The following is a 22,931-nucleotide window of genomic DNA, read 5'->3' on the forward strand; positions in this document are numbered from 1 at the left end:
GAGAAGCATGTGCTCCCCATACTCCTACGCGACAGCACACGAGCCCCGGGCGCATTTCCGGTCAAGTTGCTCAAGTGGGCTAGCGGCGAGCTCATGCCTGCCCGTAGCTTCCTGCATGCGAGACAGCGTGGACATACTCGATCACCTTTGGAGATCACCATGAATGTCCGTCAGCGAATCGCAACAACCGGGGCCTGCCTCGTCCTCGCGGCCGGAAGCGCCCTCGCTTCCGCTCCCCTCGCTTCCGCCTCCTCCGGTTCCGCCGACGCGCTCTCGTGCAGCGCCCGGGGAATTCAAGGCAGCGGGGGACACTACGGCTCGGCGATCACGTGTTACGGAGGGTCGTTCACCGGCGTCATCGACTGCCGCCGGTTCGACACCGGTTACGTCTACCGCCACTTCGGGAACCGGGCTCCGTCCGGCGGCACATCGACCGTCTGGTGCGACCTCGACGCGGGCGTCATCAACGCCTACGGCACGCCCTCCTGACGGTGGGGAGACTGCCTCGCCCCGTGCTCGTCACGGTCCTCGTGGCACCGGTGGTCGCAGGCGCGGCTGCGCTGGCGGCGTACACCGCCCCCGAGGAGGCAGCCGAGCCTCCGCCAACGCCACCCCTGCGGACAGTGCGGGAACCACGCGAGCTGACCGGCACGGAGAAGGACACACTCCATTCCGCCGAACAGATCCTGTTACGCGACTGCATGCGCGAAAAGGGCTTCGAGTACCGCCCTGTCCCGCGCGAGCCGGTGCCCGATGCCCGCGAGTTCCCCTACGTCATCGAGGACGCCGACTGGGCCAGCCGACACGGCTACGGCACCGACATCGAGCGCCGTATGAGCGAGGTTCGTACGAACGACCCCAACCAGCGTTACTTCCGCAGCCTGCCGGCCGATCAGAGGGCCAAAGCACTCGCCGCCGCCAACGGCACACAACCGCAAGGCCTCACCGCCACGGGCCCCGACGGTGTGAAGCTCACCCGTAGCCCTCAGGGATGCCGGTCGGAGGCCGAACGTACCCTCTACCGCGACCTCGGGGCCTGGTTCCAAGCCCGGGCCACGCGGGACGCGCTGCGCCCGATGCGCATCCGGGAGGTGACGTCCGACGCCGAATACGCCCCCGCCACCCAGGCCTGGGCCCGCTGCATGCGGCAGGCCGGACACGACTACGCCGACCCCGCCGCTCTACGCCGCAGCCTGCCGCCCCCGGAGCGGCCCCTGCCCAGGACACAAGAGGTCGCACTGGCCCTGGCCGAGGCGAACTGTGCTCACACCTCCGGCCTGGCCGAAACGGCGAAGCGACTCGACCGGAAACATGACGCACAACTGCGGGGACGCTACGCGTCCGACGTGAACACCGCATCCCGGCTCCAGCTCGAGGCGCTGCCTCGTGCGCGCGAGATCGTCAGGGCAGGCTGACCGCTCAGCCGCACAAGCCGCACAGCCGCACAGCCGCTCGCCACAGACCTCCTGCCCCGATATCCGCCGGCACCACGACGGCGGAACCCGGAACAACAAGAGAGGACACGGCAGCATGAGAACCCTGCGCACGTTCATGGTCAGTACGGCGGTCGCCGCGCTGGCCGTCACGGCCGCGCCCTTCGCGGCTCAGGCAGCGGAACCCGCCCCGCCGCCCACCGTGGCCGGGCCCGACTCCATCAAGGCACCGGACGGCAATCTGTACGCCTGGTATCACCTGAACTACCAAGGCCCTGCCTGCACCTGGGCAGGCAACTCCTCGAACTGGGGCTCGTGCAAGAACCAGGCGACCTCACTGTGGAACAACGGCTACCCGGGCAACCTGGACGACGTCTGGGTGTACTGGGGCAGCGGATACACCGGTGCCGGTCGGGGCGTCTACAACGGAGTCGCCCTGCCGGACCTCCGCCAGTACACCTTCGACGCGGGCACCGGCAGAGGCGCCGGCGAGCAGCTGAACGACAACATCGCCTCCCACAGGTGGGTCAACCTCCCTTGACACCCGCTGACCCGCTGATCCGGTCAGAAGTGTGAAAGCCACTCCGCTCCCGTCCCTGCGAGGACGGGAGCGGGTTCCCGTGCGGCGCTCACCCGCAGTCGCCGCCGCCCCAGGTGGCACCGGGCGTGTGGGCCATCAAGAGGGTCAACACCGCGAAGGGGATCGCCAGGACGTTGAACCACACACTGATATAGGCGAGCAGACCGGACCTCGTCGACCAGAGCCCCACGGCGCACTGCCGGCGGATGCTCTTGGCGGCCAGAACGCAGACGACGACGGCGGCGATGCCAAGGGCCGGCCCGGCCCAGGCGGCGACGTATTCCGTCGGCGGGACGGACGCCCGCACCACCTTGCAGGGCCTCGACTGGTCAAATCGGTGATCCTCGAGGACCTGCGCAGCCCAGGCACTGACCACCCCCAGGACGGTCATGACCGGGACGAGCAGCGCCTGGACCTTCACATCGCGCGGGACGGGACGGTTCACCGTGGTGTCGTCGAGTGGCGTGCAGGAGGGGGTGGTCATCAGTACCGTTCGGGCTCGGGGTGGTGCGTGGGGGTGCCCGAGATCAGGGTCGGCGGCGGCGTGCTGTTGCCATGGACCGCTCGGCCACACCGGCCACCGGGGCCGGCGACGGGATTTGAACCCGCGAGGGGCTGTTGCCCCAGAAGGATCCGCCACCTGCGCACCGGGCACCCCGGCGCGGCAGCAGTCTACCGAGGGGCGGGGCCTGCGCCACCAGGGGTTTTCCCGGGCAGCACGAGTTCGAGGACGGCAGCCGGCTTCGCTGAGAGTCGAGCGACCGCGATCACTCGGCAGAGCGTGGCGAGCGAAGTGGCAGGATGTGGGGATGGCGACGAACCAACCGTGGGCAGGGCTTCACGACGACCTGCTGGCGGCGAAGACCCTGGTGTACGACCCGAATGGCTTTACGTGCTCACAGCCGGTGCCCGAACCGGAGAGTGCCGAATACGCGGCTCACGGCTTCACGCTCGACGGGTTGTCGGTCAGGTTCCGCGTGGGCAAGACCACACCGACGAAGGTCGGCCAGTTCGTCACCGTGTGGCAGCGATCCGAGGAAGGCCCGATCCGGCCCTTCGACGCCGATGACGGGGTTGATCTCTTCGTCATCAGCAGCCGCGACAGCGGCCACTTCGGGCAGTTCGTGTTCCCGCGAGAGGTGCTGTGCGAGCGCGGCATCGTCTCCCGGAACGGGTCCGGCGGGAAGCGAGGGTTTCGCGTGTACCCGCCGTGGGTGATCACGACCAATCGCCAGGCGAGCAGCACCCAGACGTGGCAGGTGAACTACTTCCTGTATCTCGGGCATGAGGACGGGCCCGTCGACGTGGCGCGTGCGCGAGCCTTGTACCACCCGTAGGCGAACCAAGGCGTGGAGGGTCGGCGGCGCCTTCGCCCCGCCGGCCCTCCGAGTGCGGCCCGCCATATGCGTGCGGTCAGAGGTTGTTCACGGCATGTTGTGTTTCTCGGTGATTTTGTCGAGCGCTTGCCGGACGGCCTGCGCGGGCAGTGCCGGGGAATTGTTCGATGCTGTCGCTCTGGCGGCAAGGCGTCGGATGAGGGGGTTGACCGAGGCGGTGGCCAGGAGTGCTGTCACCAGCATCGCTGTGAAGACCTGGTCGTCGATGATTCCGGCGTTCCTCCCAATGCTCAGAATGACGACTTCACCCAGTCCTCTGGTGTTGAGGAACACGGCCAGCATTCTGACGTCGTGCCATGACAGGCCGATCAGGCGGGCTCCCAGGGAGGTGCCGGCGACGCCGGGTCGCGTTGCCCGCCGATCCCCGGCAGCCGGTGCAGGTCATCGATTCGCGTGACCTGGCCCGCCTCGTGGTGCGACTGCTGTTGGACGACCGGCCCGGGGCGTTCCACGCGGTGGGGCCGGCCGAGCCGGTCACGCTCGACGGGCTCGTCGAGACCTGCGCGCGCGTTGCGGGCAGCCAGGTCGAGATCGTGCCGGTGTCACCCGACGGGGCGCCCCCGATGTTCCCGCTGGTGCGGGCCGACCGGGCCACACAGCAGAGGAGCCCGGCGCGTGCCCGAGCGGCGGGCATGCCCGCGACACCGTTGGAGGTGACGGCGGCCGACGTCCTGGCCTGGGATCGTGAACGCGGCGAACCGCCCCTGGAATGCGGCTTCACCCCTGAGGCGGAGCGGGCCTGCCTCGCGGACCATCCGCGGGGTGGCCGGGTCTGAGAGTCGGCCACCGATGGCGTTTGCTCCATCAGCTGGAGAGCGAGCCGCTGAACAGCGAGCTGCCGGTCGGCATGCTGCGCGATCAGCCACGCCGCGCGGTCAGGCGGAGCCATGCGTTTGCGTTCCCCGTCGGCTGAGAGCACCGGGGGTTAGCCCTACCTGGAGCTGGGCGGTTAGCAGGATCGCTGCGGGTGATCGTGTCCGGACATGCTGGGACCGGCAGATACCGCTGATGTTCCAGTGAATCCGTAGGAGTTGGCTCGTGAGTGAGCAGACGTGGCAGGAGTTTCGTGGTTCCAAGCGGCGGGGCGGTCGGCGCAGAGCCGTGCCGGCCGCGGTCGCGGTGGCCGTGGGCGTGATGACGATGGGTGTCCTGGCGCCGCCCGCGGCGTTTGCCGCCTCCAGGCCGGATACCGTCCAGCAGGGCCTGGACACGCTGGTGCGCGCTGACGGCGTGCCCGCCGCGTTGGCGAGCGTCAAGGGCCTTGAGGGCCGCACGCGTACCTACACGGCAGGGGTGGGTGACCTGGCCACCGGGGCGAAGGTGCCGGTTGACGGTCAGGTGCGGATCGGCAGCAACACCAAGACGTTCACCGCGGTGGTCGTGCTGCAACTGGTCGGCGAAGGGAAGATCGGCCTCGACGCCTTCGTCGACACCTATCTGCCCGGCCTCGTCCGCGGGGAGGGGATCGACGGACGCCATATCACCGTCCGTCAGCTCCTGCAGCACACCAGCGGACTTCCCAACTACAGCGAATACCTCGGCGACGACATCCGTCACTACGAACCCGGCGAACTCCTCGACATCGCTTTCCAGCACAAGGCCGACTTCGACCCCGGGAAGGGCTGGAAGTACAGCAACACGAACTACGTACTGGCCGGCCTGATCGTCCAGAAGGTCACCGGCCGGACCATCGCCGAGGAGATCGACCAGCGCATCATCAAGCACCTCGGGCTACGCCACACCTACTTCCCCGCCCCCGGCGACGCGACCATCCGAGAGCCCCATCCCAAGGGCTACTACCAGGAATCAGCAGGCGCGCCGCTGCGCGACGTCACGGAAATGGACCACTCCTGGGCCTGGGCGGCAGGTCAGATGATCTCCACCGACTCCGACCTCAACCGGTTCTTCGGCGCGCTCCTGGCCGGCCGCCTCCTCCAGCCGGCCCAGCTCGCCCAGATGCGCACCACCGTCCCCGCTGAATACCTCGGCTCCGGCGCCCGCTACGGACTGGGGCTCGTGAGCAGGCCACTGTCGTGCGGCGGTGTCTACTGGGGGCACGGCGGGAGCATCCCGGGGTACGAGACCCGGGGCGGCGCCACCGACAAGGGCCGCGCCGCCAACATCGCGGTGACCGTCCAGGCGACCGACAAGGAAGTCATGAAGCGTGCCGAGAGGGTCGTGGACACGGCTCTGTGCCGCTGAACCTCGCCTCTCAGGTCCGTTGGCCGCCGCATCCTGGTGGCAACCGCGGCCAAGGGAGTCTCCCGGCCGGTCGGTCAACCCGTGGACCGGGAAGGCGACGCTGCCACCGGCGTACCCTGCTGCCCCGGCCGGCTGCCGCTATCCCGGGGTGCTGCCTTCGGTCATGGCCTGCGTGCCGATGACGTTGAGGAGCCTGAGCCGGTCGGCGGTGTCGCTGCCAGGAGTGGCGGTGTAGGCGACGATGCGCAGATCGCTGCCGGGAGCAGTGAGCACGTCACAGTCGAAGGTGAATGTGCCGACGTCGGGGTGATGGACGGTCTTGGAGTCCGACTCATGGACGCCCACGATGCCCGTGTCCCACAGGCGTGCGAAGCCGGCGCTGACACTCCGGAGGTCATTGATCAGCATGCGCAGGCCGGCATCGGCCGGGTAGCGGGCGGTCGCTGCCCTGAGATCGGCGACCACGGCCGCCTCGAACCGGGCCTCCTGCTCGGGGGTGTGGCTGACACGGCTCGGCAGACCGGCGAAGTGCCGCCAGACGATGTTGCGCTCGCGTCCGCGCTGCGCGGACGCGTCTCCGAACAGGGCAGCCCACAACGGGTTCCACAGAATCAGGTTCCATGCGGCGTCATGCACGCTCAGCGGTGAGCCGTCCAGTTGGTCGAGCAGCCTTCGCACCCCCGGTGGGATGTGCGTCGACAGCTGCCCGGGGCCCGGCACAGGCTGGCCCGCGAGGTGATACAGGTATTCGCGCTCAGCTGCCGACAGTCGCAGGGCGCGAGCCAGCGCGGACAGGACCTGCGCCGACGGGGAGGTGGCCCGGCCCTGTTCGAGGCGGGTGATGTAGTCCACCGACAGACCGGCGAGCTGCGCCAGTTCCTCGCGGCGCAGCCCGGCCGCCCGGCGTACTCCGCCCGCGGGCAGTCCGACGGCCTCGGGGGTGATCCGGTCCCGCCAGCCGTGCAGGGCTCTGCCCAGTTCCCTGGATTCGTTCATCGTCCCAGTATCGCGTTGCCGTTCCCGGACAGCCTGGTACTGCCGGTCCACTGGCTGAGGCGGGCACTGTCTGTTTTCGTGCGGTGCGAGGAGGGTGGAGGCATCACCCACCCACCGATCACGGAGCGGACACATGACCATCACATTGATCACTGGAGCGAACAAGGGCCTGGGATTCGAGGCCGCCCGCCGCCTGATCGAGGCCGGGCACACCGTCTACGTCGGGGCACGCGACGCACAGCGCGGCCGGGATGCGGCCGAGAGGCTCGGTGCCCGCTTCGTGCAGCTCGACGTCACCGACGAGGATTCCGTCAAGGCTGCCGCCGAATTCGTCCGTGCGGACGCCGGTGGCCTCGACGTCCTGGTCAACAACGCCGGGATCGTGGGCGCGCGCAAGCCCGTCGGCGAGGTCACCGGGGCCGACATGCTGACCACGTACGACACGAACGTCTTCGGCGTCGTGCGCGTCACGCACGCCTTCCTGCCGCTGTTGGAAGCGAGCGACGCCCCGGTCGTCGTCAACGTCGGCAGCGGTCTGGGCTCGCCGGCGGCATGCGCCGACCCCAGCCGGGTGGAGTTCCAGGTGATGGCGCTGGACTACAACTCCTCCAAGACCGCACTGGTCATGGTCACCTCGCAGTACGCCAAGGCTTTTCCCGCCATCCGGTTCAACGCCGTCGACCCCGGCTACACCGCCACCGACCTCAACGGCCACACGGGCACGCAAACCATCGAGGAGGGGGCGGAGATCATCGTCCGCATGGCCTCGATCGGTGCCGACGGCCCGACCAGCGGCTTCTTCGACAGGATCGGCCCGGTCGTCTGGTAGCGATCCGGTCGCTGATGCGTTGGCGACGGCAGTCCAACGGATGAGCGTCGCAACTCAAGCGGGCGCGGGCCCGCGCAGCGCCCTGATCACCCTTGACCGCCAGTGTTCTCCGTACCCTCCAGGGGCTCGACTACGGGGGTAAAACAGGCCAATGGCGCTCCGGGCGCCCGTGAGCAGAAACGGTTACGGAGCCGGTTCCGGCCATGGCGCCGGCATATTCCGGGCGCGCCGGGCGCACCCCCGGGCCAAGGCAGAGGCCTCGTGCGCTGCGACGCCAACCCCATGTCCTGATAGGGCACTTCCTGCGCCGGTGGCGCATTGGCGCCGCTGCGGGCGGGCCAGGCGCGCCCGTACGTTTTGCGTCGTTGGTCGCGTACGCGAAACCGTCCTCGTCCACAACGGAGGCCCTCGGGATGTCGCTGTTCCCCTACAAGCAGTCCTTCGCCGGATCCACCGTCCCGCCCGACTGGAAGCTGTACGGCTCGGCGAAGATGACCGGCGAGGGCTGGCTCAGCCTCACGCCCGCCACGACGTTCCAGGCCGGGACGGCCCTGCTGAACGTCGCCTTCCCCAGCAGCGACGGCATCTCGGTGCAGTTCGACCTCGCCGCCTACGGGAGTGGCGACCCCGCCGACGGGCTCTCGTTCTTCCTCATCGACGGCGCGTACGAGACCGGCGTGGGCGGTCCCGGCGGAGCCCTCGGCTATGCCTGCTACCACAAGGGGCAGGCGGACAAGCAGCCCGGCGTCTCCCACGGCTACGTCGGCATCGGCGTGGACCAGCACGGATCGTTCTCCAACCCGACCGAGGCGGGGGACACCGGGCCCGGGACGAGGCCGGACAACGTCGTGCTGCGCGGCTCGGGGGACGGGTACGACGGCTACCGCTACCTCGTGGGCGCGGCCCTGCCCCCGCTGAGCCTCGAGCGTGCGAACCCCACCCGCGTCCTCCTGTCGATCAGCGACCGCAAGGTGTCGGTCTCCGTCCGCAAGGACAACAACTGGCAGCGGCTGATCGACGGTTACGACCTGCGCACCGCCACGGGCCAGGACCCGCTCCCCGCTACGCTCAAGCTCGGCCTGTCGGCCGCCACGGGCGCGCTCACCAACAACTACGAGGTCCGCGACCTCGAGGTGACGCTGCCCGCCGAGTTTCCGCTGGCGATGGCGGGCCCGCAGTCCGTGCAGGCCGGCGCGCAGATCGGCTATCGGATCACGGTCGAGAACAAGGGCCCCAATGCCGTTCCGGACGCGAAGGTCACGGGCAAGCTGCCGACGGAGGTGACCTCCCCGGCCTTCGGCACGCTCGAACTCAGCGGCGGCGCGACGGCCGGCGCGGGCACCATCACGGACGGGACGTTCACGCAGCCGCTGAACCTTCCGGTGGGCGGCAAGGTCGCCATCCCGCTGAACGGCACGGTCAAGACCGGAACCTCCGGCAGCATCACGTGCGACGCCACGGTCACCTCGGAGACGCGCGCCAACATCGCGACGAAGTACTCCGACTCCGTCACGACGACGGTGACGGCACCGCCGACCGCCGAGGTCCCGCTGGGCATGGGCGGACCGGCCACGGCCGACTCGGGAAAGCCGATCTCCTACACGATGACGGTGGAGAACAAGGGGCCGGGCGCCGTTCCCGCAGCGAAGATCACGGGCACCCTCGCCGCGCACATCACGGGGGCGAAGTTCGAGACGCCCCAGCTTTCCGGGGGCGCGACGGCCGGCCAGGGCACCGTCTCCGGCACCGACTTCACCCAGCCCCTGAACCTGCCCAAGGGCGGCAAGGCCGTCATCCGCATCACCGGCACGATCGAGCAGAACTTCACCGGCGGCCTCACCAGTACGTCGAAGATCGAGACCCCGGACGTCACCAACACCTCGCCGGACAAGACCGGCTCCGTGACGACGACGGTAGCCTCACCGAAGATCGACATCACCATCAAGGCGAAGAACGGCTTCGAGCAGAGCTGGCCCGAGGAGTACAAGGGCTACGTCTGGTCGTACACCTTCACGCTGGCCGCCAGCAAGAACCGTATCCAGCAGTGGCAGCTCTCCTTCGACGGGCTGCCCGCCGGAAGCCGCTTCAACCCGGTGTACAAGGAGCACTGGTACACGGTGGTGAAGGACGGCAGCGCGGACGGGCACGTCATCATCGAGTCGCCCGCGACGGGCCACAGCATCGAGCCCAACACACCGCTGGACGTGCAGGTGCAGGTGCTGCACCACTCGCTGGCCGAGTCCAACCAGGGCCTGGTCTACAACCTCCAGGGCATCGCCCTGAAGGAGGGGAACAGCTGAGACCCGGTGGGCCCCGCCTCGGCGGGGCCCACTTGGGCGGTCGTTCAGCGGCTGGGACAGGGGCCTACTGGAGACCCCAGAGGTGTGGGTGTCCAGGATCGGCGGGGCAGACGAAGACGTTGAGCTCGCCGTGGCGGCCCACGACGACCTTGGTGGGCATGGCAAACGGGTGCGGGGCGAGGTCTCGTTCCTCGAGCGGCTTCCAGCTGCCGCTGCCGCCGTCCCACTCGGAACCGTCGATGGTCAGCAGCAGATCCATCGGTACCTTGCAGGTCGGGCAGTCCATCGGGTACGGGTCGGTCCTGTGCCAGGAGGCGAAGCCGCCGACGCGCCAGCCGGGCGGGATGGACAGGTCGTACTGGTACCCCACCGGCTCGCCGGCGTCGTCGCCCACGCGCTCGGCCTCCGCTTCGCGGGCCTCCTCCCAGGCGTCGAGCCGGGCGCACAGCTCCTCGGGCAGGACGCCGGCGAAGGGGTACGTGCGTACCTGCTCCGGATGCAGCACGCAGGTCTCGGGTACGTACGAGTCGGAACCTACGAGCTGCGGCAGCGGCGGCGTGCCGAGCACCTCACCGACCTCGCCGACCTGCGCCAGCGCAGATGGAGCAGGGGCTCGTAGCGGCCCGGGCCGTGCGCGCTGAAGGGACACCAGAAGACCTGGAGCAGGTCACAGCCGTCAGGGCCCGGCGGGAGGTCGGGGACGTCCCGCCGGTACAGCTGGGCGAGTGCGATGAGCGGCAGCGGATCGCACTCGCGGGCCTCCGGGTTCCGGTGGGTGCGGCGGAGCTCGTCCAGCAGTTGCTGTTGCTCCTGCGTGAGTCCCGAGAACCGTCCGCCGGCCCACGCGGTGGCCAGGAGGTCCCGCTCCTGGCGGATGTCCGCGATGCGCCGCCCTCGTCCGCGCCCATGGGCCTCATCACAGACCGGCCACGGCTCGTCCACGGGCCAGAGCATCGGCCCACCCACGGAGCTGTCCGACACGGCCGGGCTGCCCGGGCGCGGGTGCAGCCGCGTCGTCGTGCCGCGGTACGCGGCCAACTCCAGAAAGAGCGCCTCGACATCGAGGGGGCGCGGCGGCGTCGTCCTGGTCATGGGCAGGACTCTAAGCCTGATCTTTATCTTCATCTTCCGTGCCGTGCCGGGAGTAAGGGCGAGGGCTCAGCGGGGGATGAGACCCCCGTGGATATGAGGAGACATGCCCGCCGGGCTTGTGGAAGGCTGTCGGCATGCTTGATCACATAGCGATTCAGGTACGGGACGTCGCAGCGTGCGCTGACTTCTATGATGCGGTCCTCGCACCGCTCGGCGGCAAGCGGACGAAGGAGTTCGGCGACTTCGTCAGCTTCGGTACCACTGGGCACAGCCTCTGGCTTGTCCCCGTCGACGAAGACAGTAAAGCTCGTGAGGTGCATCTCGCGTTCGCTGCGGCCGACCGCGTGGCCGTTGACGCGTTTCATGCCGCTGCGGTTGCAGCCGGCGCCGAGTCCCTGCACGCACCACAGCTTTGGCCCCAGTACCACGAGTCATACTACGGTGCTTTTGTTCGCGATCCCGACGGCAATAACGTCGAAGCCGTCTGCCACGCACCGTAGTCGGTCGCACGCCCGCGCCTCGGCCGGGCTGTGAGAGCCGGCCGGAGTCCTGTCCGGCTGCACTGCCTTCTGCTTGCGGAACCGCATGCCGCCGGTGAGTTCGCCCGGCCCGATACCTCCGCCCTGATCACCCAAGCGCTGGGCCCCACCGTCGTCCGTTCGAGAAGTCGACAGTGAGGCCCAGGCGGTGGCACGGCGGCTCAGGGGACCGGGGTGTCACGCCTTCGCGACGGCCTCCAGCGGGCTCAGGGCGGCTGCCCGGCGGGCCGGGACGGCGGCCGCGACCGAGCCGATCGCGAGGGAGAGCAGGCACACGAGGAGCAGCGTCCCCCAGGGCAGGGCCAAGGAGTACTGCTCCATCGCGCCGTTGGCCAGCGAGCCGACGGCCCAGGCGCTGAACAGCCCGCCTGCCAGGCCGAGGAGAGTACCGAACGCGGCGACGGTGACCGCTTCCAGGCGGATCATCCGCCGGATGCCGGCGCGGTCCATGCCGATGGCGCGCAGTACGCCGATCTCGCGGGTGCGTTCGGCGACCGACATGGCCAGGGTGTTCACGATGCCCAGCGAGGCGATCACGACGCCGATGGCGAGGAGCCCGTACACGAGGGTGAGCAGCTCGCCCATGGTGCCGGCGGCCTCTCGGACGAGTGCCTTTCGGTCCTGCACCTTCAGCAGCGGGTTGTTGCCCACGGCGGTGCGCAGCCGGTCCTCGGTGGTCTTGGAGATCGCGCCGCTGTCGGTGCGCACGAGGATCCGCTGGACGGAGCCGGGCTTGAAGCTGTTCTGCTGCACTTCGGTACGGGAGCCGAGTACGTCGTCGGCGATGGGGTTGTCCTTGTAGACGGCCACCACGGTGTACTTCCTGAAGTCCTGGCTGCGGCCCATGCCGGCGTTGATCCTGCCGCCCGTGTTCACGCCGTGTTCGCGGGCGATGGTGCTGGAGACGGCGATCCGGCCCGGCCCGAGGTCCGCGAGGGAACCGCTGGTGAGGTCGAGCTTCATGACGTCCTTCACGGTGTCGGGCTCGACGCCGGAGATGCCCTGGACGCTGCCGCCGATGACCACGGTGGAGTCGGCCACGGCAGTCGCGGTCCGTACCCCGGGGGTGTCCGCCACGCGCTGTACGGCGGACGGGTCGATGGCGATCATGGGGGTGCGGGTGCCGATCACGTAGTCGGCGCCGAGGCCGGCCGCGGCCTGGTGGTCGAGCGCCTGTCCGGTGGAGTTGCCGAGGACGGCGAGACCGGCGACCAGTGCCGTGCTGATCATCAGGGCGGAGGCGGTGGCCGCGGTGCGCCGCGGGTCGCGCAGCGCGTTCTCCTGCGCGAGATGGCCGGTGATCCCGAAGCGGCGGGTCAGCCGTCCGGTCAGCCGGATCACGGGGGTGGCGAGCAGCGGCGCCAGCACGATCATGGCGATGACGAGGACGGCGCAGCCGAGCATCGCGCTGTTGAGGTTCTTCTCCGAGGCGTCCTTCGCTCCCGTGAGCGAGATCAGCAGGCCGGCGCCGACGACGAGGAGGACGAGGCCGGCCACGGCGCGGATTCGGGACCGGGTGGCGGAGGGCGGCTGTTCGGCCGAGCGCATCGCCTCGATGGGCGCGACCTTCGCGGCCCTGCGGGAGGGCAGCCACGCGGCGAGCATGGTGACGCCCACGCCCACGCCGAGCGCCGCCACGATGGAGCGCGGACCGATCACCAGGGGGCCGCGGGGCAGCGGGTCGGCGCTGGTGCCCAGGACGTCGGGCAGCACCGAGGCGATGCCCAGGCCGACGGCGAATCCGGCCGCCGACGCGGCGAGGCCGACCAGGAGGGCCTCCCAGAGCACGGAGCGGACCACCTGACGGCGCGAGGCGCCGATCGCCCGCAGCAGCGCGATCTCGCGAGTGCGCCGGGTGATGAGCATGGTGAAGGTGTTGACGACGAGGAACGAGCCGATGAACAGCGAGACCCCGGCGAAGACCAGCGGCAGCTTCTTGTAGCCACGGGTCATGGTGTCGACGTTGGTGGCCTGCTGGGCGGCCTGGGCGCTGCCGCTGGTGGCCTCGGCCCGGTCGGCCGGGAGCATGGCGGTGACCCGGTTGGAGAGCTCGACCTGGTGGGTGCCGGGCGTGGCGGACAGGTCGATTCCGGTGTAGTGGCCCGGGGTGGCGAAAAGGCGCTGGGCGGTCGCCTTGTCGAACAAGGCGAGGGTGCCGCCGGCGGTCACCCGGGAGTCCTTGGTGCTGACGATGCCGACGAGCCGCTTGGTCATGACCGGGCCGTCCGTGGCCAGCGTGACCGTGCTGCCGATACGGAGGTGGCCCGCGGCGGCGGTCCCGCTGTCCACGGCCAGTTCGCCGCCGTTCGTGGGGGCGTGGCCCTTGACCAGCGGATAGAGGCTGTCCTTGCCGTCCGCGCCGGGTACGTAGGCGGCGGCCAGGTGCGCCCACGCCTTGTCGGCCCGCATCGGAGTGCCGTCGGCGGCGTTCAGGGTGGCCGAGCCGTCGGCCGAGGGCCGCACGGCGGCGACACCGGGTACGTCGGCCAGCTTCCGTACGAGCGCGTCGTCGAGCACGCTGGTGTGCTCGTTCGCGGCGGCCCCCGGCGGGGGCTCCTTCGCGGTCACGGTGACCGCGATGCCCGCGAAGTTCTGCGACGCGGCGGCGCGGTAGGCCGCGGCGGAGGAGTCCGCGAAGACGAGGGTGCCGGAGACGAACGCGACACCCAGGCAGACCGCGAGGACGGTCATGACCAGACGGGCCTTGTGCGCCAGGACGTTGCGCAGGGCTGTTCTCAGCATGGGCAGCTTTCGGGAACGGGGGAGGGGCGGGGACGTACGGCGCGGGTGCGCGGGGCCTGGAGGCGGGGTCGACGGATCCGAGCGGATGGCTCGCCCGGCACCGGTGTGCGGCGGGTCAGCTGGTGCGTGAGCCGGTGTCGAAGGCGGGGGTCTGGGGGTTCCCCCCGGAAAGACGCAGCATCCGGTCCAGGACCCGGTCCGGGGTGGGACGCGTCATCTCGTCGACCAGGCGGCCGTCGGAGAGGAAGACCACGCGGTCGGCGTAGCCGGCGGCGACGGGGTCGTGGGTGACCATGACCACGGTCTGGCCCAGGTCGCGTACGGAGTCGCGCAGGAAGCCGAGGACCTCGGCCCCGGCGCGGGAGTCGAGGTTGCCGGTGGGCTCGTCGCCGAAGATGATCGCGGGCCGGGAGGCCAGGGCGCGGGCCACCGCGACGCGCTGCTGCTGCCCGCCGGACAGCTGTGCGGGCCGGTGGTCGAGGCGCTGGGAGAGGCCGACCATGGCGATGACGCGGTCCAGCCACTGCCGGTCCGGGCGGCGTCCGGCGATGGTCAGCGGCAGCGTGATGTTCTCCAGCGCGGTCAGCGTCGGCAGCAGGTTGAACGCCTGGAAGATGAAGCCGATCCGATCGCGGCGCAGCTCGGTGAGCTGCCGGTCGTTGAGCGTGCTCAGTTCGGTGGTGCCGATGCGCACGGAGCCGGAACTGGGCGAGTCGAGCCCGGCGGCGCAGTGCATCAGGGTGGACTTGCCGCAGCCGGAAGGGCCCATGATCGCGGTGAACTCGCCCTCGCGGAAGTCGATCCCGACCCCGTCCAGGGCTACGACCTGGGTGTCGCCGCTTCCGTAGACCTTCGTCAGGCCGACGGTGGCGGCCGCGATCCCCGGCGTCGTGTGCAGCGCGTGCGGGGCAAAGGGATCGACGATCACAGGGGCTCCTCTTCGAGTGCGGAAAGATGCACTTCGAAGGGTGCCGGGGGAACGTATCGGGGCCTGGACCGCTGTGTATCAGCGTCCGCGCCGCTTTGTAGCAGTTGTGTAGGGGCCGGGTCGATAGCGGTTGTGCAGGGGCCCGGGTGGTCAGGCCGGCAGGCGCAGGGTGGCGACGGCGCCGCCGTCCGGGGCGTTGTCCAGACGCAGCTCGGCGCCGAGAAGCCGGGCCTGTCCCAGGGCGATGGTCAGGCCCAGGCCGTGGCCCGAGCCGCGCTCCGTCGCGCCCGTGTGGAACCGGCGCGGGCCATGGAGCAGCAGGTCCGCCGGGAAGCCGGGGCCGTGGTCGCGCACGACGACCGTACGGCCCTCGACGGTGACCTGCACGGGGGTGTCCCCGTGCCGGTGGGCGTTGACGACGAGGTTGCTGACGATCCGCTCCAGGCGGCGAGGGTCGGTCTCCACGGTCGTGGCGTCTTCTACGTGCTGCGTGTCGGCATACTCTGCGCGCTGCGCGCCGCCGACGGTGACCTCGGCGTCGAAGCCGGTGCGCGCCACGGCGTCGGAGACGACAGCGCCGAGCGGCACCCGGGCATGGACCGGTTGTTCGGCACCCGCGTCCAGCCGGGAGATCTCCAGCAGGTCCGCGACCAGACCGCGCAGATCACGCACCCGGGCACGGATCAGATCCTCCGTCTCACCGGGCGGCAGCAGGTCGGTGGCGGCCAGCAGACCGCCGACGGGGGTACGCAGCTCGTGGGCCACGTCCGCGGTGAACTGGCGCTCGGTGCGTAGCCGCCGGCCGAGGCTGTCGGCCATGAGGTCGACGGTGGCGGCGATGTCGGCCACCTCGTCGCCGCCCTTGGTGGGCCCGGTCCGGGCGTCGAGGTCCCCGGCGACGATCCGGCCCGCGGTCTCGGAGACCCGCCGCAGTCGGCGGCCGAGCAGCCCGGCCCCGTACACCGCCAGGGGCACGGCCGCCGCGAGCGCGACCAGCGAGGCCAACGTCACGGTCACGTCGAGCTGGCGCAGGGTGTGGAGATCCGGGCTCATGTTGACCTGGACGGCAAGGACCGGGCTGCCCGGGCCGCCGGTCCGCTGGGCTGCCCAGACGCTCGGGCCCAGGTTTCCCTCGACGCGCCCGTCGTAGGCCGTGTGCCGGTCGCCGTCGGCCGGGTGGCGCAGTACGACGGGCAGCTCGGCCGGATCGAGCTCGGCGCCGTCCGCGAGCGTTCCGGTACGCCGGTAGACGTCCATGGCCGAGTACACGGTGTTGAAGGCTCGTGCTCCGGCCCGGTCGCGGATGTCCTGCGCGGTCCATAGGTGCACCAGCACGCCCACCGCCACCGCCACCAGGCACGCTGTGGCGGCGGCCAGCGCGGCGATCTTCCAGCGCAGGTACGTGCGGGCCGGCCGTCGCAGCCGGTGGAACGGACGCACTGGCCTCTGGAACGGACGCATTGGCCTCATCGCCTGAGCTTGTAGCCGAAGCCGCGGACCGTCTCGATCCGCTCCCGCCCCAGCTTCTTGCGCAGCCGTTGCACGCACAGGTCCACGACGCGGCTGTCGCCGTCCCAGCCGTACTCCCAGACGTTGCGCAGCAGGGTGTGCCGCTCCAGTACGACGCCCGGGTGGGCGGCGAACTCCAGCAGCAGCTTCAGTTCGGTCGGGGTCAACGCCACCGGGCTTCCGGAGAGGGACACCTCCATGCCGGCCGTGTCGATGGTCAGGTCCCCGAATACCAGCACCTCCGCCTCGGACTCGGACGGCGGCTTCTCGCCCGCGGCCTGCTCGGGTCCTGGGGCGGCTGAGTAGGTCGCCCGCCGCAGCAGGGAGCGAATGCGCGCCACGAGCACGTAAGTGTCCACGGGCTTGACCACGTAGTCGTCCGCCCCGGCCTCCAGGCCGGCGACGACATCGAGCCCGTCGCCGCGAGCGGACATCATCAAGACGGGCACCAAGCTGGTCTCCCGGACCCTGCGGCACAGGCCGATCCCGTCCAGACCGGGCAGCATCACATCCAGGATCAGCAGGTCGAAGCTCTCGTCACGAAAGAGCTCGAGCCCGGTAAGACCGTCGGCCGCGGCCTTCATCTCGTAGCCGTAGCGCTCCAGGGCGACGGTGAAGGACCGGCGCATCAGGTCGTCGTCCTCCACCAGCAACACGCGAACAGGTCGCGAAGAGACCCCAGCGGGGGTGGGCGAGGACACGGGCGGAGGACTCCTGTTCGTACGGGCCAGGTGGGACGGCGGTCCTGGCTGCGCTTACGACTCATGCGCAGCCGGCGACCCGAAAGGAACGATACGACAGACGTCGCCGGGTACAGCCAGGTCGCACAGCGGACACGCGTGACCCCTGTGCAGGGTCTCCTCCATCAGTAAACCCGCAGGTCAGGTTGGGTGGCACCGGGCCTTGCGGGGCTTCCGTCGCCGCGGCCCGGCGCGCTGTTTTGATGGACAACCAAGCGCTTCCTGATACCCACCGGATACAAAACCCCGGCGCGAGTTTTCGGGGGGTTGAAGTTGTCGTGGCGGCAGCTTCTACCGTCCTGACCAGGGCCGGAGAGGCGGGCCGGCCCGGCGAGGTGTTCGTGAGGAAGAGGAAGGGGCGCGGGTGAGGGACTGGCCGTTCGCGGAGGTCCGCCGGCCCGGATCGGCAGCAACGGCCACCGGTACTACGCAGAGCGCCAGCTCGTGCTGCTGCAGCAGATCCTCGTGTTGCGTCCGGGGCGCTGGTGGTGCCCTGCCCTGTTATCCGCTGCGGCTTGTCTGCTGCTCCTGCTCAGTCAGTGTGCGGACCCTGACCGGTGGTGCCATAGCTGCCGCCCCGTGCTGGTCGGAGACCAGCTACGTTCCACCAGCACAACGAGCGACTCGAGTCGCTAGGAGATCGTCAAGGTCGTCACCCCGGTCACACCAGTGAAACCACGCCCAAGGCACTGCAGGGCGCTCGGCTGGGGCAAGGAGATGAGCTGGAGCAGGTTCCGCCCATGGAAGCGGCCGCGGGTCACGGTGCCGGTGACCGGGGTGACCACCTGACCGGCTACGGCCGTGCTGCTGCCGGTGATGTCCGCAGTGCTGGAGTCACCGGTGTTCCAGGTGTACGTCCGGTGGCCCCGGAAGCCTTCGAGGAGGTTGTTGCAGCCCGTGTCGAGCGTGAACTCCTCGTGGTACCCCCCGCTCTTCACGGTCCCGTCACCGCCGACGCAGGAGGTGAAGCGCCCGTCGACCGTGACGTGGATGGGTCGTGGCTGGAGGGTGACCCCTGGCTCGTAGCTGACGGACTCGGTGCCCTGGCACTGCAACAGCACGGACTCCCGCGGGTGGGCGGACGCGGCCGCGGGCGCCGGCGTGGCCGCGCCGCACACCACGGCGGCCACGAGGGCGAGCGCGCGCAGCCGCTTCCCGCCGACGGCCACGGCGGATCTCTTCACACTCAGCAACATGGGGCAAACCCTTCCCCGGTCGTACCGCCCGGAGACAGGCGTGTCAGAGCGATGTCGGATGCCCGGTCCCGGTGAACGGCGCGCGACGCGGTGCGCACGCCTACCCGCGCGGGCCGCCCCGCGGGTAGCCTCGTGCCGCCCCCTCGACCTCCCATAGGGCCCTGCGCCGGAGCGAGTTGGAGAGAGATGGACACGCTGCAGAGCGGCACGCTGACGGTGCCGGGCGCGAGGTTGTACTTCGAAGTGCGCGGCACCGGACCGTTGCTGCTGCTCATCCCGGGCGGTGCCTCCGACGCCGAAGTCTTCCGGGACCTGGCCGACGAACTCGCCGCCCACCACCGCGTCGTCACCTACGACCCGCGCGGCATCTCCCGCAGCCTCCTCGACGGACCGCCGCCCGAATCGTGGCTCGACACCCAGGCCGACGACGCCGCCCGGCTGCTCGACCACCTCGCCACGGCCGACGAGCCGCTGCGCGTGTTCGGCAGTTGCTCGGGCGCCCTGATCGCCCTGGCACTCACGGTCCGCCATCCGCAGAGGTTCCGGCTGGTCGTCGCCCATGAGCCGCCCGCTATGGGCTTGTTGCCTGACGCGGCACAACACTCCGCGTTCTTCGACGAGGTGCACGCGACGTTCCGCCGCGAAGGCGTCCCGGCGGCCCTGGACAAGCTCCGGGCCGTCTTCGGCGGCAGGCCCGCCCCGCCGCTCCCCGAAGCCACCGACAACAGTGAATTCTTCCTCTCCCACGTGATGCTGCCCTCCACCCGCTGCGTGCCCGACGTCAACGCATTGGCAGCCGTGGCGGACCGTCTCGTCATGGCCGGCGGCCAAGGATCGCGCACCCATGACGTGCACCGGCCGGCGGCCGTCCTCGCGAATCGGCTCGGGCGGGAACTGGCGGAGTTCCCCGGCGGGCACGCCGGCTACGCCAGACACCCCGCCCCTTTCGCCGCACAGCTCGAGGCAATCCTGGCCGCCCCACAGCCCTCACTCGGCTGACAGGCCATGCGCATCCTGATGGGCGCCCAGAACTGCGGCTTCGGCCCGGCCTCCGTACTCACCGCCGTATCCCGACTGCTCCCCGGACACGAGCGGATATTCGTGGGAGACGGTGTCGCAGCGGCTTTCGCCCACCGCAACGCCACCGCCTTCGACGGCATCCACCAGCTCACCCAGCCGCGCAGGAACGGATCCCCGGACCTCGACCGGTTGCTCGAGGACAGCGACCAGGTCGTCTCCGTCATGGACGCCGACCTCGTCCTGCGCTCCGTCGTGGCGCGCCGACCGGTGGTCCTGGTGGACTGCCTGTTCGGCTTCTGGCAGCACCACCACTCCCTGGCGCGGATCCGCGAGCTGTGCACGACCGTTCCCCGTACGTCCTTACCGGCGGCACGCCGCCACCTGGCCTGCCTCTCGCCGCACGAACGCATCCTTGCCGCGCATCTGCTGGCCGACCACAGCGTGGTCCAGGACTTCCCCGGCATCTCGCGACGCATGGCCGAGTTCGCCGACGCCGGCGCCGACTGCGCGATGCATCTGACCGGTCCCCTCGTCGACCTGGACGGTCTGAGAGAGGCGGGGGAAGACGTACCGGCGGCCGATGGACCGGGCTACGACCTGCTGATCAACACCGGCGGCTTCAAGAACTTCCTCCTGGACTTCGAGGCCAACAACGACTACCTCCGGCTCATCGACCGCTGGATCCCCGACCTCCTCGCCGACTGGCCCCGCTTCACCCGCGTCCTGGTCTGCGGCGGCCCGTACGCGGGACACCGCGGCGGTACCCACCGGACGGCCGGACGACGCGTCGACCGCCAGTTCCTGCCCCAGCGCGAGCTGCTGCGACAGGTGGCGAGAACACCCCACTCCCTCCTCGCCCCCGGCCTTTCGGCGCTCAACGAGGCCACGCTCCTGGGTCGTCTGCCCTTGGCACTCCACGAACAGCATTACGCCCACACGTTCACCATCCGGAACCTCGCAGGCACCCTCTTCGGGCACCTGGCCGGCCGATTCGCGGACGTCCTGCCCGGACACGCACTGCCCGAGGACGACTACGCCGGAACCAAGGCCCTCGTCGCCGTCGCCGGCTGTATCGTCCGGGACGACGACCTTTACGCGCGTTTCCGCAGCACCTTCAACGAACGCATCGAGCAGTACCTCTGCCTCACCCCCGAACAGCGGCGCGGGGCAGTGGCGGAACTGCGTCGCGCCCTCGACGGTCCTCCCGCCCCCTCGGTGATCGCCTCGATCCTCACAGCGGCCCGGTGACCGGATGACGCGCCGGAACACTGCTGACGCGGCATTCAGATGATGTTGTCCGGGCTGTCCAGCCACAGGTACTGGCCCGTGCGGTCGACGGTCAGGCCGGCACGGTCGCGGTCGGGGCGCCCATAGCCTTCCCACCGACGGTAGGCGGCTTCCACCTCGTCCCAGAGGCGGCGCGGCCCGTACTGCTCGACCTCGTAGTCGGCCTGGTCGCCGGGGACGTATTCAGCCGTAGCCCAGGAGCTTTTGTCGTGGGAGAAGAGCCAGACGCTGGCCTCGTCACTGCCGTCCCTGGCCTTGCCCACGAAGTGCCAGGCCCCAGGAACGGACACGTCGACGTAGAACAGGGCGTCGTAGTCGCTGGCGACATCGAGGGGGCTGAGGGTGGTGCGGCTGGGCTGTCCATCGTCCGCGTGGTGGAGGAAGTCCTTCAGGCGACCTCCTCCGCCGGGCCGGCTGCGGGTGTGCATGAACGCCGGGTTGCCGGTGAACCGGCCGTAGGCCCGACCATCGGCGACGTCCAGGACGGCGAAGCTGTAGTGGAACATGCCTCCGCCACACGGTGCGACGATCCGTCCTCGGGGTGCCTGCTCGACCCAGGCGTAGGGGATCTCCGGCACGGTGTACGTCGCCATCACCCGGTCGTACGGTGCGCCCTTCGGCCAGCCGTCCTCGGCGTCGCCGCACAGGACGCGGGGGGTGAAGCCGGCGCGGGCGAGGCTGTCCTCGGCCTGTTGGGCGATGCGCGGGTCGATGTCCATGGTGGTGACGTGACCGGAGCCGAGGCGGTGGCAGAGCCAGGCCGCGTTGTACCCCGTGCCGGCCCCGGCCTCGAAAACCGTGTGGCCGTCGCGGACGTCCAGCAGCTCGAGCATCTCGAGCATGATGGTGGGCATGGAGCTGGACGATGTGGGTCGCTGGTAGGCATCCTCGCCCAAATCGGCGCCCTCGTTGATCTGGGTGACGAGGGGCAGGTCGGCGTAGACGGCCCAGGCCCATTTCTCGGGATTCTTCCTACGGTCGTAGGTGCGACCGTCGACTTCCAAGGTGTCGGGGAGAAAGAGTTCCCGCAGCACGCCTTGAACCGCGTCTCTCCACGGGGAGTCCGGGGTCAGGGAGCCCTTGTTGGCGAGCATCTGGACAAGGCGTGCCGGGGTGCTCATCTATGCTCACTTCTTCTTCGGCGGGTCCGAGACGGGCCGGGGCCACTGTCCGTCACTCTCACGAGGCGACTGCTGCTTGTCGCCTTCCTCGCCGCCTTTGCCGTCACCGTGCTTGCCCATGAAGCGCCTCCTTTATCGGGGCGGTCGACGAACCGACCGTAATGGTGAGCAGACCGGTAGCGGGCCGGATTGGCTGAGATGGTCGAACGGACCCTGTACCGATCCGCGGGCGCGCCGAGCGATGCGGACCGGCGGCATATCCTGTCCGCCCGAGTCAGAGCATTGTGGAGGCGGTCATGGCAACCGGCGACCAAGAGGCTGAGTCGCAGGCTGTGGCCGCCCCTGGTGCGGAATCGCCTGCGGATCTGGTCCGGAGCATGGAGCTCATCGCACTGGCTCACGGCTTCGAATTGGGCGAGCCGCAGGCCAGGTCCGGTTGGGATGCCAGTGCCGAGATAGGCACTGATCGAGGCAAGGTGGTCGTGTCCCCGCGAGCGGAGGGGGCATTCCACGTACGGATCCTCCACCGCGGTTTCGCTTGGTCGCAGGGTTGGACGAACGATCTCGTCGCAGTGGTGGAGGTAGCGGACCTATGGCGCCGCGGCGGCCTTTTGCGGGAGTTGCACGACCGGTTCCCGTTCATGAGCTGGGACGAACTGGCGCAGGCGTTCGAGGACGGCGACCCTGCCCCCACGAAGTGGAGACAGCTTCTTTCCAACGATTGGCATCTGCCCGACCGCCCGCTCCTCCAGGCAGCCCATGCGCATCCTGACCTGCGGGTGTTCTACCCGGACATCAGCCATAGGAGCCTGATGCTGACCCGGGAGCCATGCGACCTGGAATCCGGCCTTGTGAAGATCACTCCTCTTTCTGGAGGCCTTTACCAAGTGATCACGTTTCCTGTCGCATTCCGGCGTGAGGTGGATTCGCTGAGCGAGGCACTTGAGGTCGCGGCGGCCTGCTGCCGATCGCTCTCGGATTCGTAACCTCACGGCTCGCGGGCGGTGCATGCGGGATCGT

21 protein-coding genes and 3 pseudogenes are annotated in these 22,931 nt (G+C 69.8%); 13 read left to right on the plus strand and 11 right to left on the minus strand.

Annotated features, from left to right (window positions below):
* The first annotated feature begins 159 nt into the window (after positions 1 to 159).
* From J1792_RS17685 to J1792_RS17695, 3 genes are all read left to right on the plus strand, one after another.
* On the plus strand, positions 160 to 489 hold the full coding sequence (locus J1792_RS17685; RefSeq protein WP_143587847.1) for a hypothetical protein: 330 nt from the start codon (positions 160 to 162) through the stop codon (positions 487 to 489).
* 2 nt (positions 490 to 491) lie between these two features.
* Entirely contained in the window at positions 492 to 1,415 is a 924-nt protein-coding gene (locus J1792_RS17690; protein WP_207247668.1) for a hypothetical protein, read from the plus strand.
* Between the two features lie 115 nt (positions 1,416 to 1,530).
* Positions 1,531 to 1,974: a peptidase inhibitor family I36 protein gene (locus J1792_RS17695; protein WP_207247669.1), complete on the plus strand. Its 444-nt coding sequence runs from the start codon at positions 1,531 to 1,533 to the stop codon at positions 1,972 to 1,974.
* 88 nt (positions 1,975 to 2,062) lie between these two features.
* Here the strand turns inward: J1792_RS17695 and J1792_RS17700 are convergent, their stop codons facing one another.
* Positions 2,063 to 2,497, minus strand: coding sequence for a hypothetical protein (locus J1792_RS17700; protein WP_086574342.1), 435 nt, complete (start codon positions 2,495 to 2,497; stop codon positions 2,063 to 2,065).
* Positions 2,498 to 2,822: 325 nt separating this feature from the next.
* Between J1792_RS17700 and J1792_RS17705 the strand changes: the two genes are divergently transcribed.
* Entirely contained in the window at positions 2,823 to 3,350 is a 528-nt protein-coding gene (locus tag J1792_RS17705) for a MepB family protein (protein ID WP_086574344.1), read from the plus strand.
* Positions 3,351 to 3,437: 87 nt separating this feature from the next.
* Here J1792_RS17705 and J1792_RS17710 read toward each other — a convergent pair whose 3' ends face one another.
* The gene (locus tag J1792_RS17710) at positions 3,438 to 3,683 is read right to left on the minus strand and encodes a hypothetical protein (protein WP_207247671.1); all 246 of its coding nucleotides are present in this window, start codon (positions 3,681 to 3,683) and stop codon (positions 3,438 to 3,440) included.
* Positions 3,684 to 3,760: 77 nt separating this feature from the next.
* Here J1792_RS17710 and J1792_RS17715 point away from each other — a divergent pair, with 77 nt between their 5' ends.
* Complete coding sequence (locus J1792_RS17715) at positions 3,761 to 4,186, plus strand: Rossmann-fold NAD(P)-binding domain-containing protein (RefSeq protein WP_242646301.1); 426 nt, start codon at positions 3,761 to 3,763, stop codon at positions 4,184 to 4,186.
* On the opposite strand, the pseudogene J1792_RS36100 reads toward J1792_RS17715, so the two are convergent.
* Positions 4,177 to 4,284 (minus strand): annotated as a pseudogene (locus J1792_RS36100) (DUF6624 domain-containing protein); the annotation flags it as partial. The gene J1792_RS17715 and the pseudogene J1792_RS36100 overlap by 10 nt on opposite strands.
* Before the next feature lie 164 nt (positions 4,285 to 4,448).
* On the opposite strand from J1792_RS36100, the gene J1792_RS17720 reads away from it, so the two are divergent.
* Positions 4,449 to 5,612: a serine hydrolase domain-containing protein gene (locus tag J1792_RS17720; RefSeq protein ID WP_372446119.1), complete on the plus strand. Its 1,164-nt coding sequence runs from the start codon at positions 4,449 to 4,451 to the stop codon at positions 5,610 to 5,612.
* Positions 5,613 to 5,750: 138 nt separating this feature from the next.
* On the opposite strand, the gene J1792_RS17725 is transcribed toward J1792_RS17720, so the two are convergent.
* Entirely contained in the window at positions 5,751 to 6,608 is an 858-nt protein-coding gene (locus J1792_RS17725; RefSeq protein ID WP_086574349.1) for a helix-turn-helix transcriptional regulator, read from the minus strand.
* A gap of 133 nt (positions 6,609 to 6,741) precedes the next feature.
* On the opposite strand from J1792_RS17725, the gene J1792_RS17730 reads away from it, so the two are divergent.
* Complete coding sequence (locus J1792_RS17730; RefSeq protein ID WP_086574351.1) at positions 6,742 to 7,437, plus strand: SDR family NAD(P)-dependent oxidoreductase; 696 nt, start codon at positions 6,742 to 6,744, stop codon at positions 7,435 to 7,437.
* A gap of 413 nt (positions 7,438 to 7,850) precedes the next feature.
* Positions 7,851 to 9,737, plus strand: coding sequence for a DUF11 domain-containing protein (locus tag J1792_RS17735; protein ID WP_086574353.1), 1,887 nt, complete (start codon positions 7,851 to 7,853; stop codon positions 9,735 to 9,737).
* Between the two features lie 64 nt (positions 9,738 to 9,801).
* Here J1792_RS17735 and J1792_RS17740 read toward each other — a convergent pair.
* A pseudogene (locus J1792_RS17740) lies at positions 9,802 to 10,829 on the minus strand (hypothetical protein).
* A gap of 134 nt (positions 10,830 to 10,963) precedes the next feature.
* Here J1792_RS17740 and J1792_RS17745 point away from each other — a divergent pair.
* Positions 10,964 to 11,329 carry a VOC family protein gene (locus tag J1792_RS17745; RefSeq protein WP_086574356.1) on the plus strand — a complete coding sequence of 122 codons (366 nt, stop codon included), beginning with the start codon at positions 10,964 to 10,966 and terminating at the stop codon, positions 11,327 to 11,329.
* A gap of 216 nt (positions 11,330 to 11,545) precedes the next feature.
* Here the strand turns inward: J1792_RS17745 and J1792_RS17750 are convergent, their stop codons facing one another.
* The 4 genes from J1792_RS17750 to cseB form a co-directional block, all read right to left on the minus strand.
* Positions 11,546 to 14,110, minus strand: coding sequence for an ABC transporter permease (locus J1792_RS17750; protein WP_207247672.1), 2,565 nt, complete (start codon positions 14,108 to 14,110; stop codon positions 11,546 to 11,548).
* A 115-nt stretch (positions 14,111 to 14,225) separates the two neighbouring features.
* Positions 14,226 to 15,038 (minus strand): ABC transporter ATP-binding protein, encoded by an 813-nt coding sequence (locus J1792_RS17755; RefSeq protein WP_372446120.1) that lies wholly within the window; start codon positions 15,036 to 15,038, stop codon positions 14,226 to 14,228.
* Positions 15,039 to 15,188: 150 nt separating this feature from the next.
* Positions 15,189 to 16,478, minus strand: coding sequence for a sensor histidine kinase (locus J1792_RS17760; protein ID WP_307843019.1), 1,290 nt, complete (start codon positions 16,476 to 16,478; stop codon positions 15,189 to 15,191).
* A 26-nt stretch (positions 16,479 to 16,504) separates the two neighbouring features.
* Positions 16,505 to 17,203: a two-component system response regulator CseB gene (cseB, locus tag J1792_RS17765; protein WP_086572991.1), complete on the minus strand. Its 699-nt coding sequence runs from the start codon at positions 17,201 to 17,203 to the stop codon at positions 16,505 to 16,507.
* 474 nt (positions 17,204 to 17,677) lie between these two features.
* On the opposite strand from cseB, the pseudogene J1792_RS34215 reads away from it, so the two are divergent.
* Positions 17,678 to 17,761 (plus strand): annotated as a pseudogene (locus tag J1792_RS34215) (MerR family transcriptional regulator); the annotation flags it as partial.
* Positions 17,762 to 17,919: 158 nt separating this feature from the next.
* Here J1792_RS34215 and J1792_RS17770 read toward each other — a convergent pair.
* On the minus strand, positions 17,920 to 18,471 hold the full coding sequence (locus J1792_RS17770) for a hypothetical protein (RefSeq protein ID WP_143587775.1): 552 nt from the start codon (positions 18,469 to 18,471) through the stop codon (positions 17,920 to 17,922).
* Positions 18,472 to 18,669: 198 nt separating this feature from the next.
* Between J1792_RS17770 and J1792_RS17775 the strand changes: the two genes are divergently transcribed.
* Entirely contained in the window at positions 18,670 to 19,482 is an 813-nt protein-coding gene (locus J1792_RS17775; protein WP_086572994.1) for an alpha/beta fold hydrolase, read from the plus strand.
* 6 nt (positions 19,483 to 19,488) lie between these two features.
* Positions 19,489 to 20,751: a hypothetical protein gene (locus tag J1792_RS17780; RefSeq protein ID WP_086572996.1), complete on the plus strand. Its 1,263-nt coding sequence runs from the start codon at positions 19,489 to 19,491 to the stop codon at positions 20,749 to 20,751.
* 35 nt (positions 20,752 to 20,786) lie between these two features.
* Here the strand turns inward: J1792_RS17780 and J1792_RS17785 are convergent, their stop codons facing one another.
* Positions 20,787 to 21,911, minus strand: a complete 1,125-nt coding sequence (locus tag J1792_RS17785) for a methyltransferase domain-containing protein (RefSeq protein ID WP_207247674.1) — start codon at positions 21,909 to 21,911, stop codon at positions 20,787 to 20,789.
* A 296-nt stretch (positions 21,912 to 22,207) separates the two neighbouring features.
* Here J1792_RS17785 and J1792_RS17790 point away from each other — a divergent pair, with 296 nt between their 5' ends.
* Entirely contained in the window at positions 22,208 to 22,897 is a 690-nt protein-coding gene (locus J1792_RS17790) for a DUF6193 family natural product biosynthesis protein (RefSeq protein WP_086572999.1), read from the plus strand.
* The last annotated feature ends 34 nt before the right edge of the window (positions 22,898 to 22,931 follow it).

The sequence above is a fragment of the Streptomyces triculaminicus genome (genome assembly GCF_017349075.1).
GTDB lineage: Bacteria > Actinomycetota > Actinomycetes > Streptomycetales > Streptomycetaceae > Streptomyces > Streptomyces triculaminicus.

Coding starts and splice junctions, on each gene's coding strand:
- J1792_RS17685 (WP_143587847.1), top strand. CDS start 160: ATGAATGTCCGTCAGCGAATCGCAACAACCGGGGCCTGCCTCGTCCTC.
- J1792_RS17695 (WP_207247669.1), top strand. CDS start 1,531: ATGAGAACCCTGCGCACGTTCATGGTCAGTACGGCGGTCGCCGCGCTG.
- J1792_RS17700 (WP_086574342.1), bottom strand. CDS start 2,497: ATGACCACCCCCTCCTGCACGCCACTCGACGACACCACGGTGAACCGT.
- J1792_RS17705 (WP_086574344.1), top strand. CDS start 2,823: ATGGCGACGAACCAACCGTGGGCAGGGCTTCACGACGACCTGCTGGCG.
- J1792_RS17725 (WP_086574349.1), bottom strand. CDS start 6,608: ATGAACGAATCCAGGGAACTGGGCAGAGCCCTGCACGGCTGGCGGGAC.
- J1792_RS17730 (WP_086574351.1), top strand. CDS start 6,742: ATGACCATCACATTGATCACTGGAGCGAACAAGGGCCTGGGATTCGAG.
- J1792_RS17735 (WP_086574353.1), top strand. CDS start 7,851: ATGTCGCTGTTCCCCTACAAGCAGTCCTTCGCCGGATCCACCGTCCCG.
- J1792_RS17745 (WP_086574356.1), top strand. CDS start 10,964: ATGCTTGATCACATAGCGATTCAGGTACGGGACGTCGCAGCGTGCGCT.
- J1792_RS17750 (WP_207247672.1), bottom strand. CDS start 14,110: ATGCTGAGAACAGCCCTGCGCAACGTCCTGGCGCACAAGGCCCGTCTG.
- J1792_RS17775 (WP_086572994.1), top strand. CDS start 18,670: ATGGACACGCTGCAGAGCGGCACGCTGACGGTGCCGGGCGCGAGGTTG.
- J1792_RS17780 (WP_086572996.1), top strand. CDS start 19,489: ATGCGCATCCTGATGGGCGCCCAGAACTGCGGCTTCGGCCCGGCCTCC.
- J1792_RS17785 (WP_207247674.1), bottom strand. CDS start 21,911: ATGAGCACCCCGGCACGCCTTGTCCAGATGCTCGCCAACAAGGGCTCC.
- J1792_RS17790 (WP_086572999.1), top strand. CDS start 22,208: ATGGCAACCGGCGACCAAGAGGCTGAGTCGCAGGCTGTGGCCGCCCCT.